Below are 13,359 nucleotides of genomic sequence, written 5' to 3' on the forward strand. Positions count from 1 at the left end.
GTGAGTTGGTAGTACTTGCAGACGCCGAACCGGCAGCGCTACTGCTCCCGTATTCCGTTGACCACCAGGCGGAGGGTCGTGACGAGCTCGCTGGCGAGCGTCGTCGGCTGCTTGCCGCGACCCACGTACCGGTAAAGCGTCCCCAGGTAGACATCCCGCAGGATGTTGCCGACCAGCGTCGGGTCGACGTGCTCGGCGACCTCGCCCGCCTGCTTGCCGGCGGTGACGATCTCCGCGAACAACGTCGTCGCGTACGGCTGCTCAAAGATGGGGTGGCCGCACCGCACCCAGGCCGCGAGCATGACCTGTGTGGTGCGCCACTCCAGCTTGTTGATCTTCGCGAGTGCCCGCATGCAGTTCTCCAGGCACGTCAGCGTGTCCAGGCCCCCACCCGCGATCGCGCCGAGTTCCGCTCTCAGCGTGTCTCGCCGCCGCGCACCCCACGCGGCGATGACCTCCTCCTTCTTGTCGAAGTAGTTGAAGAAGGTGCCTCGCGCGACATCAGCCCGTTCGGTGATGTCCTCGATCGAGGTCTCTTCGTAACCCTGTTCTGTGAACAGCTCGATCGACGCCGTGTACAAACGTTCGTACATGGCCCGCTTGTGCCGTTCGCGCCTCCCGACAGCCTGAGTCGGCGCCGCGGGCTCGGCCACGCGTCGCGTCCCCGCCATACATGAACCCCCGTCTAATTGTGTACCGGAGTACAGGCTAGCGGCATGCCGGGTACGAAAATACAGTCCAAAGGTGCTGACTACGGGATTTCACCTGTCTGCAGGCACGCGTGTCCAGGCGAGCGTCACCAGAACGCCGATCGCGATCCACGTGTAGGCGTCCCCGTAGATGTGCTGCCACCAGGTCCACAGCATCTCCTTGTCACCGGTGCTGGGCAGCCAGTTGAACGGGCCAAGGGAGAACGCAGAAACTAGCGCTGCCAGGGCCCCGAGCGCCACCCCGGTTCCGTTGCGGCGCAGGAAAGCGACTGCCAGGAACGCCGGCACGCACCACACCCAGTGGTGCGACCACGAGATCGGCGAGACGAGCAGCCCGGCGGTCGCGATTGCGACAAGTGCCACCACGTCGTGACGAGTCCGGCGCGCCGCGACCACCCCGAGCAGCACGACGATCGCCGACAGCACCACCCACAGCACCATCTCGGCGGAATGGCCGGGGTTGAGGCGGTGCAGCACACCCCGCAACGATTGGTTCGTCATGTATGCGATGCCGCCGACGCGGCTCCCGTCGAGGACGTTGTGGAACCAGAACTCGGCGGAGTCCTGCGGCGCCAGCACGAATCCGGCTCCGGCGAGTCCCGCGAAGGTCGCGACCGAGGTGAGTGCGGCCCGCCAGTCCCTGCGCACCACGAAGTACAGCACGAAGATCAACGGCGTCAGCTTGAGCGCGGCGGCAAGGCCGACGAGCATCCCGCGCCACCTCCGGTCGGTGACGGCCAGGCAGTCCACCACCACGAACGCCATCAGCAGCAGGTTGATCTGGCCGTAGGCGAACGTCGAGTGCACCGGTTCCAGCGCGAGCGCCGCGACCGGGACGGCGGCGCTGACCGTCCACACGACATTCGCGCGCTGGGTGAGCCGCCTGGTCACCACGAAGCAGACCACCGACAGGCACAGGAAGCTGGTCATCGTCATCAGCGTGTTCGCCAGCCACACCGGCAGAACCGTGAGCACGCTGAAGAGGACCGCGGCGATCGGCGGGTAGGTGAAGGGCAGGTTGAACTCGGCAAGCTTGCCGGGGAAACCCACGTAGAGCGGGAGCCCTTCCAGCCAGGCGAGCCCACCCGTCCGGTAGACCTGCAGGTCGAGGTAGTAGACGCCCATTCCGGCCAGCACGAGCGGCAGCGCCACCAGGGCGGCGAACCACAGCACGCGAGAGTCCCGGCGCGCCTTGGCCCACTGGTCCAGCGCGAGGATTCGCCGTCGCCCGGCCTCGAACGCGTCCGGGGACATCGGCGGGACGTCGTCGACGAACTGTCTGATCAGCACTGTCTCGTTCATGTCGACTTCTTGGCCGATGCGCGGTTTCGCGTTTCCACCTGTCGGGTGTGACCGTCCTCATGGGAATGCGGGAGGGGCGATCGGCCAATAAGTTCCTGTGAGCACCGAGACAGCGCCGCCGGCGCGAACTGGAGGCCCGGAGGTGAGTCGACCTCTGGACAGGGACACTTGGGTCGGTCTGTACGACCGGCACGCCCGTGACCTGCACCGCTACCTGGCGCTGCGGGTGGATGCCGCGATCGCGGACGACCTGGTGTCCGAGGCGTTCCTCATCGCGTGGGAACGCCGCGACACGTTCGACCCGGCCCGAGCGAGCCTGAAGGCGTGGCTGTTCGGGATCGGCACGAACCTGCTGCGCCAGCACGTGCGGTCCGAGGGCCGTCGCCTGCGGGCGTGGGCGCGTGACCACGGCAGGCGCGCCGTGGCGGACCACGTCGACGACCGCGCCGCCTCGGTGGTGGACGCGAAGTCGTTGATGAGCGACCTCGCCGAAGTGCTGGCGGACCTGCGGCCGGAGGAACGGGACGTGCTGCTCATGGTGGCGTGGGCCGATCTGAGCGCGGCGGAGGTGGCCGAGGTGACCGAGACGCCGGTGGCGACCGTGCGAACCCGGTTGTTCCGGGCGAGGGCGAAGCTGCGGGCGAAGATCAACGGACAGGAGGGCGACGATGCGTGACGAGCCGCGTCCGGTCGAGGACGAGACGGTCAAGTGGGCGATGTCGGACGTCGCCCCGATGAGCGACGAGGCGTTCGCGCGCGGCCGGGCCGCGTTGCTGGAGCGGATCGACGCCGAGGAGTCCGGGAAGGTCGTCCCGCTTCGGCGCCGGCGCCGGATCCCGCTGGTGGCCGCGGCCGCCGCGATGGTCGTGATCGCGGGCGCCGCGCTGCTCGTACCGTCGCTGACCTCTCGCGACTCAGGTCCGAACGTGGCTGTGGCCGACGTGCTGAACAAGGCCGCGGGGCTCACCGGTGACGCGAAGCTGCAGCCGGGCCAGTACCTGTACGTGCTGGAGAACGCGCGCTGGTCGATGAAGGACTACCAGTACGACTGGATGTACCTGCAGGACCAGAAGCTGCAGAGGTGGATCCCCGCCGACCGCAGGGGCAAGTGGTTCTACAAGATCACCAACGTCGGCGGCCGGCAGTGGCTGATCGGGTCGGACGAGGACCTCCCCACCGACTTCCAGTCGCCGATCGAGGCCGAGGGCGAGTACGCCTCCGAGGGCGGCCCCGCACTGCACGACAAGATCAAGGCCAACTTTCGCGACCCGTCGCCCGAGTACCTCGCCACGCTGCCCCTCAACCCGCGCGAGCTGTACCAGAAGCTGGTCGGCGAGGTGTCGGGCAACGAGGGCGCGGTCTTCCTCCAGATGGTCAGCCAGGGCCTGGACTCGGGCGTCTACCCCGCCGAGGTGCGGTCCGCGGTGTACAAGGCGCTGACCTACCTGCCGAAGCTGGAGATCGCCGACTCCGCGTCCGTGATCGACGGCAGGACGGGCACCGCGCTCGGCGTGACCGAGAACGAGATGACGGAGCAGATCGTCATCAACCCCTCGACCGGCGAGTACCTCGGATCGCGCACGGTGCTGGCGAAGGACGCGTGGGGGCTGAAGCAGGGGCAGGTGATCGGCACCAGCTCGGTGACCACGAAGGTCGTCGCCGGAGCGGGACAGACCTCCTGACGGTTGTCACAAAGCGGCGGACTGCCCGGTCTCTCCTGGTATGAGCGAACTGCTGCATCACCCGGAGACCGCGGGCGGTCCGCCGCCGAAGGTCGAGATCCTCGCGGAGGGTCCCGGCGTCGCACCGATGCCGGAGAACCTCGTGGCACGGACGATCCTGGTCAGCCTGCCGCCCGGCAGTCCCGGCGCGCCGCCCCACCGCCACCCCGGGCCCATCTACGCCTACGTCGTGAAGGGCGCCATCGCGTTCGAGCTGGAAGGCGAGCCCGAGCGGGTGATCCGGGAGGGTGAGGCGTTCTTCGAGCCCGGCGGCGACGTGATCCACTACAAGGGTGCGAACGCGCTGGAGGGCGAGGAGTCCGCACTTGTCGCCACCATGATCTGCGAGCCGGGCGCACCGCTGCTGACGGTCGTCGAGCACGACGAGCTGGCGGCTCGTGCGCACCTTCGGGTGGTGAGCTGACATGAGCCACGAACACGCGCATCAGCTGGACAACCCCGACAAGAGCGGCCCGCCGCCGAAGATCGAGGTCATCGGCACCGTGCCGGGTGCACCGCAGATCCCGGACGGCGCCGAGGCCATGACGATCTTCGTGACGCTGCCGCCGTCGAGTCCGGGAGCGCCGCCGCACCGCCATTCCGGGCCCGCGTACGGGTACGTCGTCAAGGGCGCCATCAACTTCGAGCTGGAAGGCGAACCCGCTCGGGTCGTGGAGGCCGGCGGGACGTTCTGGGAGCCCGGCGGTGACGTCATCCACTACCAGGACGGGAACCACCTGACCGACGAGGAGTCGGCGTTCGTGGTCACGATGTTCTGCGCGCCGGGACAGCCGATGCTGACGGTCGTCGAACCCGAGGAGCTCGAAGCGCGCAAGCACCTGAGGGCACCCCGGTGAAGACGTCATTGATCGCGCCGGCGGAGAACCACCTCGCCCTGGCGCGTCAGCTCAGCAGCGGGCGCAGTGCCGAAACCGTCCACGGTGGACACGACAGGGCGTCGCGGCAGACCGTGATGGCGCTGTGCAAGGGCGAGCACCTGCACGAGCACGAGCACCCCGTGAGGTGACCGTGCAGGTGCTGCGCGGTCACCTGCGGCTCGTCGCCGGGCCGCACCAGCAGGAGGCCGAGCCCGGTGACCTGCTGATCATGCCTGAGGCGAGACATCGAGTGGAGGCGCTGGAGGACAGCGTCTTCCTCTTCACCACGGCACTGAGGCTGCCGTGACGGTGAGGGGCGGGAACCCGCTCTCCAGGCTCCCGCTCCTCGACTGTCTCACTCGACCAGTTTGCCGGCCGTGTCGACGTCCCGCATGAGCGCCGCGATCTCGTCCGGCACCGCGGGGATCTCCTCCCGGGCGACCCGTCCGGGACCGGCCCACACCAGGTTCACCTGCTGCGCGGGGTCCAGGTCCGGGAAGTCCGACCGGTTGTGACAACCACGGGTTTCGCGCCGTTCCAGGGCACACTCCAAAGTCGCGCGGGCCGCGAGTGCGGAGGACTTCAGGTCGAAGGCGTGGGCAAGATCCTGGAAGCCGGCGAGATCCGGGTGCACGCCGACGTTGCGGATGCGCTCTTCCAGGTCGTCCAGCTCGGCCAGCCCCTTGCGCAGTGACGACTCGTCACGGACGACGCCCGCGTGTTCGGTCATCGTGTTGCGCAGAGTCCGTTGCAGGGCACGGACGTTCTCCGGGCCGTCGGCGTTCAAAAGCCCGTCGACCTCGGCACGCGCCTCGCCCAGCACGGTCCGCGAACGGCGTTGCGCGCTCAGCGAAGCCGAGTACTCCGCCGCCGCCTCGCCCACGATCCGGCCGTACACCAGCAGTTCGATGAGCGAGTTGCCGCCGAGCCGGTTCGCGCCGTGCAGGCCGCTGGAGGCCTCGCCGATCGCGTACAGGCCGTCGACGCCCGTGGAGTGGTCGGCGGGCGAGACCCACACGCCACCCATCGAGTAGTGCGCGGTCGGCGCGATCTCGATCGGTTCGCGGGTGATGTCCTTCATCTGCAGCTCGAGCAGCGTCTGGTAGACCCGCGGCAGGCGGCGCATGATCTGCTCGCGCGGCAGGTGCGAGACGTCCAGCCACACACCGCCGTTCGGGGTGCCGCGGCCTTCCTTGATCTCCGTGTACGCGGCCAGCGCCACTCTGTCGCGTGTGGACAGTTCCATGCGTTGCGGGTCGTAGCGGGCCATGAACCGCTCCCCCAGCGAGTTTGTCAGCACGCCGCCCTCGCCGCGAGCCGCCTCGGACACCAGGGTGCCGGCCGCGTTCTCCGGTTCGAGCAGGCCCGACGGGTGGAACTGCACCAGTTCGGGATCGCGGATGCGGCCACCGGCCTGAACGGCGAGACGGAACGAGTCACCGGTGTTCTCGTCTCTGCGGGAGGAAGTCCGGCGCCAGATCCGGGTGTGCCCGCCCGCGGCCAGGATCACCACGTCGGCGTGGAACACGTGCCGCGTGCCGGTGTTCAGGTCGAACCCGTACGCGCCGAAGACCACGTTGTCCCGCACCAGGATCTGCGTGATGTAGCAGGTGTCGTGAATCGGGATGTTCAGCTGCGTGGCGCGGTTCACCAGGGTGCGCTGGATCTCCAGCCCCGTGTAGTCGCCGGCGAACGACGTGCGGCGGAACGTGTGCGCGCCGAAGAACCGTTGCGAGATCCGGCCGTCCTCCTCGCGGGCGAACGGCATGCCCCACCGCTCCAGGTCGGCGATCCCGCGCGGGGCCTGTTCCGCGACGACCCGCACGATGTCCGGGTTCGCGAGGAGGTAGCTCTCCTTGATGGTGTCCGCCGCGTGCTGCTGCCACGTGTCGGCCGGGTCCATCGTCGCCAGCGCCGCGTTGATGCCGCCCGCCGCCAGCGCCGTGTGCGCGTCCGCCTTGGGGCGTTTGCCGACGACCAGCACGTCGACTCCGCGCTCGGCCAGTTCGATGGCGGCGCGCAGTCCCGCACCGCCGCTGCCGATCACCAGCACTGAGGTGGCTATCTGATGTTCAGGTTGCGTCATCGCGGCCTCCGTTGCCCGTATTTCCATCTATACAAGGAAGACCGGACGGCGGGGCGATGTGTGACTGTTACCTCCGCGACAGTGCGTCCTGAGTCACTAAGCTGATGGCGTGTTCGTGAAGCTCTGTGGTCTGCGCACCGAAGCCGATGTCGCCGTGGCGGTCGACGCCGGGGCCGACGCCGTCGGTTTCGTGCTGACCTCCAGCCCCCGCCAGATCGACGCCGACCTCGTCCGCGGTCTCGTCGCGGCAGTCCCGTCGGACGTCCTGACCGTCGCTGTCGTGCGCGGCATCTCCGCCGCCGAGGCGGGTGAGCTGGCGTTGAAGACCGGTGTGCGGGCGCTCCAGCTGCACGGCGACTACCCGAAGGAAGCGTTCGACGAGCTGTCCGGCCTGCCGTTTCAGCTGGTCAGGGCAACGGCACTGGGTCCGGGGACAGACGTGCGCACCGGCGCGTTCGGCGAGGAGCTGCTGCTGATCGACTCGCCGGTGGCGGGGTCGGGCGAGCAGTGGGACATCACGAGGCTCGCGGCCGACCCGCCGACCGGCAAGTGGGTGCTGGCGGGCGGACTGGCGCCGGACACCGTCGCCGAGGCGATCAACGTGGCCCGGCCGTGGGGTGTCGACGTGTCCAGCGGCATCGAGTCGAGCCGTGGCGTCAAGGACCACGGCCGGATGCGCGAGTTCGTCGCCGTGGCTAGAGCTGCTGCCCGGCGCGGATGACCGCACGCACGTCCAGCAGCGCCTTCAGATCGACCAGCGGGTTCCCGGCCACGGCGAGCAGATCGGCGTCGTAGCCCGCCGCGATCCGGCCCTTGCGTTCGCCGACACCGCACATGGTCGCCGCCACGCTGGTCGCGGACGCCAGCGCCTCGGCGTTGCCGAACCCGAGCACCTCGCCGAACTCGATGATCCCGTGCGGCAGCGAGTCGAACCGCTTGAACTGCCCGACTCCCGCGTCCGACGAGCACACCAGCCGCACGCCCAGTTCGCGCATCCGGCCGAAGTTCTGCCGCAGCTGCGTGCTGACCGGGAAGGCCGGCTCCGCGGTCGGCATCCGCGCCGTCGTGGTGCTGACGTAGATCCCCTTGCGCACCATGAGGTCCACGGTGTCCCAGTCGACCGCGAGGCCGCCCGGCGCCAGGAAGAAGGCGTGCTCGATCGAGTCGACGCCCGCCTCCACCGCCGCCTTGATGCCGGCGGCGCCGTGCGCGTGCACCGTCACGGGGATGCCCGCGTCGTGCGCGATTTCGACGGCCGCCCGCAGCTCCTCGGTCGTGTACTGCTGGTCGAACGGCGACGAGCCCGGCGTGATCGACCCGCCGGTGGCCATGATCTTCACGACGTCGACCCCGCGCTCGACCCGTTCGGTGACGGCCTTGCGGATGCCGTCGAGACCGTCCGCCTCGCCGCCGAGGAACCAGCAGTGGCCGCCGGTCGTGGTCACGGGCGGCCCGGACACCAGCACCTCTGGGCCCGTGTCGCGGACTTGGAGCGACAGGTAGCTGCGGTCGCCGAGATCGCGCACGGTCGTGATGCCCGCCCGCAGCGCTTCGGTGGCGTTGGCGCGCATGCGTGCGAGCACGACGTCCTCGGTGTCGTCCGGCAGCTCGGTCGCCACGCCGAGCGGGTCGAAGCCCAGGTGGACGTGCGAGTCGACGAGGCCGGGCAGCAGCGTGACGTCACCGAGGTCGGCCACTGGAAGATCAGCCACGTCACGCGCGAGCTCAACGATCTTGCCGTCCTCGACCACGACCTGCGGTGATCCGATGTCCCGCGCGCCGTCGAACACCCGCGCCGCCCGGATTGCGTACTTCATCCCCAGCCCCCTGGATCGACTCGCATCCCAGGCTAGCGGCAGGGTGGCTGGTAGTCGTGGTCGCGGAACTGCGCCGACCACTCCTCCCGCGTCATCGGCGTGCCCGCCAGCTCGCACACCCGCTTCGCCGCTGTCTCGACGTCGGTGTCCCAGAACCGGATCGTGCCTTCGCCGGCCGTCGCCGCCATGCGCCGGCCGTCCGGGGCCGTGAACACTCCCGCCACGATCCCGCCCGGGCTGCTCAGGACGGCGAACAGCGCGGGCGACGCGGGATCGCCGATGCTCCACAGCTGAGCGTCGCGGGCGGTGTCCGACAGCACGAGGGAACGGTTGTCGGGACTGAACCTCACGTTGCTGATCGGCCCGTTCTGGTCGGTGATCACCGACAGCGGCGCGGAGTCCGCGACCCGCCAGAGCCGGGCAGTGCGGTCGAGTCCGGCGCCCGCGACCATCGTGCCGTCCGGGCTGAACCGCACGCTCGTGACGGCCTCGCGGAAGCCGGTGAGCTTCGCGGACCTGCGCGGCCGGTCGCGGTCGGTCAGATCCCACAGGCGGACCGCGCGGTCGGTGTTGGCCGAGGCCAAGCGTTTGCCGTCCGGGCTGAAGGCGATGCTGTTGACGTTGCGGGCGTCGTCGGTGAGGGTCGCGAGCTTCGCCGGGGTGCGGGGTGAGGTGACGTCCCACAGGGTGAGGTCGCCCGCGTCGTCACCGGTGGCCAGGGTGCGGCCGTCCGGGCTCCAGGCCAGCGTGCTGACCGTTTCGCGGAACCCTTCGAGGACGGCGACCGGTTGCCCGGCGGTGTCCCAGACGCGGACTGTGCGGTCCCGGCTCGAGGTGGCGAGGAAGGTGCTCGCCGGGTTGAAGGCCGCGTACAGGGCCGGGCCGGTGTGGCCGGTCAGCGTCGCGATCGGGGTCAAGGTGCGGAAGTCGTTGCGCCACAAGCGAACCGCGTTGTCCAGGCTCGCGGTGGTGGCGAGCAGCCCGGTGCCCGCGAAGATCCCCTCGACCGCGGGCCCGGTGGGAGTCGGGAACGGGTCGTGCCAGAGGTAGGCACGGCCGGCGCTGCTGGAGCTCGCGAGCAGGGTGCCGTCCCGGCTCAGGGCGATGTCGCGCACGCGGTTCGGCTGGGTCAGCTCGCCGATCTCGCGCCGCGACGCCACGTCCACGATCCGGACGATGCCGTCGTTGGCGCCCAGGGCGAGACGGGTGCCGTCCGGGGTGAAGGCGAGGCCGCGCACCAGCACGTCCGGGCCGGGGAACTCGTGCACAGCACCGTCGTAGAGCCAGATCGCGTGTGTTTCGTCGGCGATGGCGAGCTTGCCGTCCTGGCTCCACGCCAGGCCACTGATCGGGCCCTTCGTCCGCAGCACCATCTTGTCGCCGATGAACACCCGGCCGTCCTCGCCCGCCGTCGCGAGCACGCCGGACGGGCTGTACTCGACGCGGTAGACCTCGCCCTCGTGCTGGACCGGCACGGTCGCCGGCTGCCCCGTCCGCAGATCCCACACCTGCGCGGTCGGCCCGGCGGTCGCGAGCTGAGAACCGTCCGGGCTGAACGAGACGCCCGCGACACCGACGCCCGGCAGGAACGAGGTGAGCAGCTCGCCACGAGCGTCGAACAGGCGCACACCGTTGTTCCCCGCCACCGCAAGGCGCCGGCCGTCACCGCTGAACGCCACGTCGATCACGCGGCCGGTGTTGGGCAGGGTGGCGATCCGCTGCGCACCTCTCCACAGCTCGACCACGCCGTCCACCGCACCGGTGGCCAGCAGGCTGCCGTCCGGCGTCAGCGCGATGGTGTCGATCTGGTCGCCCGCACCGTGCAGGCGGGTCGGGAACGGGCCGGCGAACGTGCTCAGCAACGCGCTGCGAGCCTCGGGCGTCGGTGAGATCCGATACGCCGCAAGGCCGATCTGCCCGGCGAGCGACGGATCGGTGGCGAGCAGACCGGCCGCGTGCTCGCCGCCCTGCCGTGATGTCGCCCGGTCCCGGTCCGCGACCGCCTGCTGCCACTGCACGACCGCCGCAGCCCCGGCGATCGTGGTCAGCAGCACGAAGACGGTGAGCGCCGCGACGAGTTGCCGCAGCCGCCGATTCCGCTTGCGAGCACTCGACTGTTCCGCTGCCTCCGCGTCCAGCGACGCCGTGAGGAACCTGTTCTCGCGCGGTGTCAACGCTTCCGGGTTCGCCGCCGCCCAGTCCCGTGCCGACGCGAGCCGCACACCCCGGTACAGCGCACCGGGATCGTGCCCGACCGCGGCCCACGACTCGGTCGCCTCGCTGAGCTGCCGGTGCAGCCGCAGCCCGGCGCGGTCGTCGGACAGCCAGTCGCGCAACCGCGGCCAGCTGCGGATCAGCGCCTCGTGCGTGAGCTCGACAGTGCTGTCGTCGATCGTGACCAGCCTGGCAGCGGCCAGCTTCTCCAGCACGTGCACGGTGAGATCGCTGTCGTCCAACGACTCCCGCGCCACCCGCCGCTTGGTGTCCGCCGTGCCCTCGCCGAGCGCGGTGAGCCGCACGAAGATCTGCCGCGCCGCCGCCTGCCCGGCCGGGTCCAGCGACGCGTACACCTCCTCGCCGCTGCGGGTGATCGCGTGCTGGAGGCCGCCCGCTTCCTCATAACCCTCGATCGTCAGCCGCAAGCCGCGCCGCCGTCGCCACGTCTCCAGCAGCGCGTGCGACACCAACGGCAACGCGGCGGGCTGCCCGGCCGCTTCCGCCACGAGCCGTGCCACGAGCACGGTGTCGAGGACGCACCCCTCGTGCGCCGCTGGCTGGGTGATCGCCTGCCTCAGTTCGTCGCCGGACATCGGCCCGACGAGAACCTGACTGTCCTGCAACGCCTTCACGAGCAGCGGATACCGTCCACAATGGCCGTAGAAGTCCGCGCGCACGCCGATCACGACTCTGGCGTGCTTGTCGGCTGCGTGCACCAGCGCTTCGACGAACCAGGCCCGTTCCTCCTCGGACCGGCACAGCGTGAAGATCTCCTCGAACTGGTCGACCACGACCAGCACCTCGGAGCCCGCCATGCCGAGGTAGACGTGCAGGGCGGCGGGGTCTTCGAGGTCCTGCAGCACCTGGCCGACCCGCGCGCCGGTCAGCTCGGCCATCCGCAGCGCGCACTCCTCGCGCGGTCTCGCACCCGGCGTGAACACCACGGATGGGCCATGGGTCCGAGCGACGAGACCCGCGCGCAGCAACGACGACTTGCCCGAGCCCGAGGCCCCGAACACGCCGAGGAACCGCCGCTCCCCCAGCCGTTCGCGCAGCTCGGCGATCAGGACGTCCCGGCCGAAGAACCTGTCGGAGTCCTCGACCTGGAACGCCGCCAGCCCCAGGTACGGCGCCCGGACACCCTCGGCGGGCGGCGCCGACAGCTCCTCGGACAGCTCGTGCCACCGCTGGCGCCACTCCTCGGCGTCTCCCCCGCACGCCTCGACGTACGCGAGCGTCACGGCCAGGGTCGGCAGCTTTCGCCCGCTCGCCGCGTCCGAGAGCACCGTCACCGAGTAGTGAGCCTGTTTGCTCAGCTCGCGGTAGGTCGGTTTGCCCGCCTTCTCCCGCAACCGGCGCAGATCGGCCGCGAAGCCCAGCAGCGCGCTGTCCTCGGGCCCGAGTGGCCGTTCCGGTCGAGGCATGGAGCTCCCCAGGGCGATGAACCGTTCCGCTAGACGGAACGGTAGCCCGGAATGTCCTCCACTCGGCCGAACACCGGCAACCCGCGTTCCCGGGCGATTCGCACGTCCTCGTCGGCGCCGGTCGACTCGCCGGGCAGCCGCAGCACCGCGTCGCAGTGCCGCAACAGGCGTTCCGCGGTCGGGTACATGATCTCCGTGGCGATGGGATCCGCCGGCGAACTCCCGCCCGCACCACGCAGAACGGGCAGCGCGACCCACTCACCGATCATCGGCACGTGCCCGCTGCGGAAGATCGGCCACGCGGCCTCCTCCAGGCGTTCGAGGTTGCGCGCCATCAGCGCGGGGTCGTCCCCGGTGCCCGATCGGTAGGGCCCTGCGATCAGAATCAGCATGCGACCGACCATAGTGTGCAACACTCGGCAGAAACAAGGAGAAACGTGCATGCTCGCTGCCCAACGTCGTGACCTGCTGCTCGAACGCCTGCGCACGGACGGCCGGATCGTCGCCAAGGACCTCGCGGTGGAAGTCGGCATCTCCGAGGACACGATCCGCCGCGACCTGCGCGATCTCGCAGCAGCAGGTCTGTGCCAACGCGTCTACGGCGGCGCACTGCCCGTATCCCCCGCCATCGCCGACTACGCGACGCGGCAGGACGTCTCGGTCGACGGCAAGCAACGGGTCGCACGCGCGGCAGCGAAGTTGATCGAGCCGGGCAGCACCGTGATCCTCGACGGCGGCACGACCACCCTCGCCGTGGTGCGCGCGCTACCCCTAGACCTGCAAGCGACGATCGTCACGCACAGTCCGACGATCGCGAGCGCGTTGGAAGCGCATCAGCACGTGGACGTCTACGTGATCGGCGGCAGGCTGTTCAAGCACTCGATGGTCGCGTGCGGCGCTGCTGCCGTGGAGGCCGCACGGGGCGTGCACGCCGATCTGTTCCTGCTGGGCGTCACGGGCGTGCACCCCGAAGCAGGCCTCACGACCGGCGACGCGGACGAGGCGGCGATGAAGCGCGCGCTCGCCCACCAGGCCGCCGACACCTACGTGCTGGCCAGTTCGGAGAAGATCGGCACGGCCTCGCGGTTCGGCGTGCTGCCGTTCAGCGAGGTCGCCGGCGTCATCACGGACGCCGACAACGCGATCGTGCGCGCGTTGGAGGTGCCGGTCGTCCAAGCCTGACCAGGTGGTTCTGTTGGTGTCT

14 protein-coding genes are annotated in these 13,359 nt (G+C 70.0%); 8 read left to right on the plus strand and 6 right to left on the minus strand.

The features are described from left to right. Positions 1-38: 38 nt before the first annotated feature. Both ABZX92_RS19970 and ABZX92_RS19975 read right to left on the minus strand, forming a co-directional pair. Entirely contained in the window at positions 39-593 is a 555-nt protein-coding gene (locus ABZX92_RS19970; RefSeq protein WP_355561197.1) for a TetR/AcrR family transcriptional regulator, read from the minus strand. Positions 594-761: 168 nt separating this feature from the next. Further along, positions 762-2,012 carry a glycosyltransferase 87 family protein gene (locus tag ABZX92_RS19975; protein ID WP_355561200.1) on the minus strand — a complete coding sequence of 417 codons (1,251 nt, stop codon included), beginning with the start codon at positions 2,010-2,012 and terminating at the stop codon, positions 762-764. A gap of 142 nt (positions 2,013-2,154) precedes the next feature. On the opposite strand from ABZX92_RS19975, the gene ABZX92_RS19980 reads away from it, so the two are divergent. The 6 genes from ABZX92_RS19980 to ABZX92_RS20005 are packed head-to-tail and all read left to right on the plus strand — an operon-like array spanning position 2,155 to position 4,918. After that, positions 2,155-2,688 (plus strand): RNA polymerase sigma factor, encoded by a 534-nt coding sequence (locus tag ABZX92_RS19980; protein WP_355561203.1) that lies wholly within the window; start codon positions 2,155-2,157, stop codon positions 2,686-2,688. Beyond that, entirely contained in the window at positions 2,681-3,694 is a 1,014-nt protein-coding gene (locus ABZX92_RS19985) for a hypothetical protein (protein ID WP_355561205.1), read from the plus strand. The genes ABZX92_RS19980 and ABZX92_RS19985 overlap by 8 nt, the downstream gene beginning before the upstream one ends. Positions 3,695-3,734: 40 nt before the next feature. Beyond that, the gene (locus tag ABZX92_RS19990) at positions 3,735-4,157 is read left to right on the plus strand and encodes a cupin domain-containing protein (RefSeq protein WP_355561208.1); all 423 of its coding nucleotides are present in this window, start codon (positions 3,735-3,737) and stop codon (positions 4,155-4,157) included. A 1-nt stretch (position 4,158) separates the two neighbouring features. After that, positions 4,159-4,590, plus strand: coding sequence for a cupin domain-containing protein (locus tag ABZX92_RS19995; protein WP_355561210.1), 432 nt, complete (start codon positions 4,159-4,161; stop codon positions 4,588-4,590). Then, complete coding sequence (locus ABZX92_RS20000) at positions 4,587-4,760, plus strand: hypothetical protein (protein WP_355561213.1); 174 nt, start codon at positions 4,587-4,589, stop codon at positions 4,758-4,760. Before ABZX92_RS19995 ends, ABZX92_RS20000 begins: the two co-directional genes overlap by 4 nt. Further along, the gene (locus ABZX92_RS20005; RefSeq protein ID WP_355561216.1) at positions 4,757-4,918 is read left to right on the plus strand and encodes a hypothetical protein; all 162 of its coding nucleotides are present in this window, start codon (positions 4,757-4,759) and stop codon (positions 4,916-4,918) included. Before ABZX92_RS20000 ends, ABZX92_RS20005 begins: the two co-directional genes overlap by 4 nt. A gap of 48 nt (positions 4,919-4,966) precedes the next feature. Here ABZX92_RS20005 and ABZX92_RS20010 read toward each other — a convergent pair whose 3' ends face one another. After that, positions 4,967-6,697: an FAD-dependent oxidoreductase gene (locus tag ABZX92_RS20010; protein ID WP_355561219.1), complete on the minus strand. Its 1,731-nt coding sequence runs from the start codon at positions 6,695-6,697 to the stop codon at positions 4,967-4,969. Between the two features lie 109 nt (positions 6,698-6,806). Here ABZX92_RS20010 and ABZX92_RS20015 point away from each other — a divergent pair, with 109 nt between their 5' ends. Continuing rightward, on the plus strand, positions 6,807-7,418 hold the full coding sequence (locus ABZX92_RS20015; RefSeq protein ID WP_355561222.1) for a phosphoribosylanthranilate isomerase: 612 nt from the start codon (positions 6,807-6,809) through the stop codon (positions 7,416-7,418). Here ABZX92_RS20015 and ABZX92_RS20020 read toward each other — a convergent pair. Genes ABZX92_RS20020 through ABZX92_RS20030 form a run of 3 tightly spaced genes read right to left on the minus strand, consistent with a single transcriptional unit; the run spans position 7,393 to position 12,547 of the window. Further along, complete coding sequence (locus ABZX92_RS20020; protein ID WP_355561224.1) at positions 7,393-8,514, minus strand: amidohydrolase family protein; 1,122 nt, start codon at positions 8,512-8,514, stop codon at positions 7,393-7,395. The two genes, ABZX92_RS20015 and ABZX92_RS20020, sit on opposite strands and share 26 nt — an antisense overlap. Positions 8,515-8,546: 32 nt before the next feature. Continuing rightward, a complete protein-coding gene (locus tag ABZX92_RS20025) occupies positions 8,547-12,155 on the minus strand; it encodes a hypothetical protein (protein ID WP_355561227.1) in 3,609 nt (1,202 codons plus the stop codon). A gap of 29 nt (positions 12,156-12,184) precedes the next feature. Continuing rightward, the gene (locus tag ABZX92_RS20030; RefSeq protein ID WP_355561229.1) at positions 12,185-12,547 is read right to left on the minus strand and encodes a DUF4406 domain-containing protein; all 363 of its coding nucleotides are present in this window, start codon (positions 12,545-12,547) and stop codon (positions 12,185-12,187) included. Between the two features lie 49 nt (positions 12,548-12,596). On the opposite strand from ABZX92_RS20030, the gene ABZX92_RS20035 reads away from it, so the two are divergent. Further along, complete coding sequence (locus ABZX92_RS20035) at positions 12,597-13,337, plus strand: DeoR/GlpR family DNA-binding transcription regulator (protein ID WP_355561232.1); 741 nt, start codon at positions 12,597-12,599, stop codon at positions 13,335-13,337. Positions 13,338-13,359: the final 22 nt, after the last annotated feature.

Source organism: Lentzea sp. NPDC006480 (assembly GCF_040611995.1).
GTDB lineage: Bacteria > Actinomycetota > Actinomycetes > Mycobacteriales > Pseudonocardiaceae > Lentzea.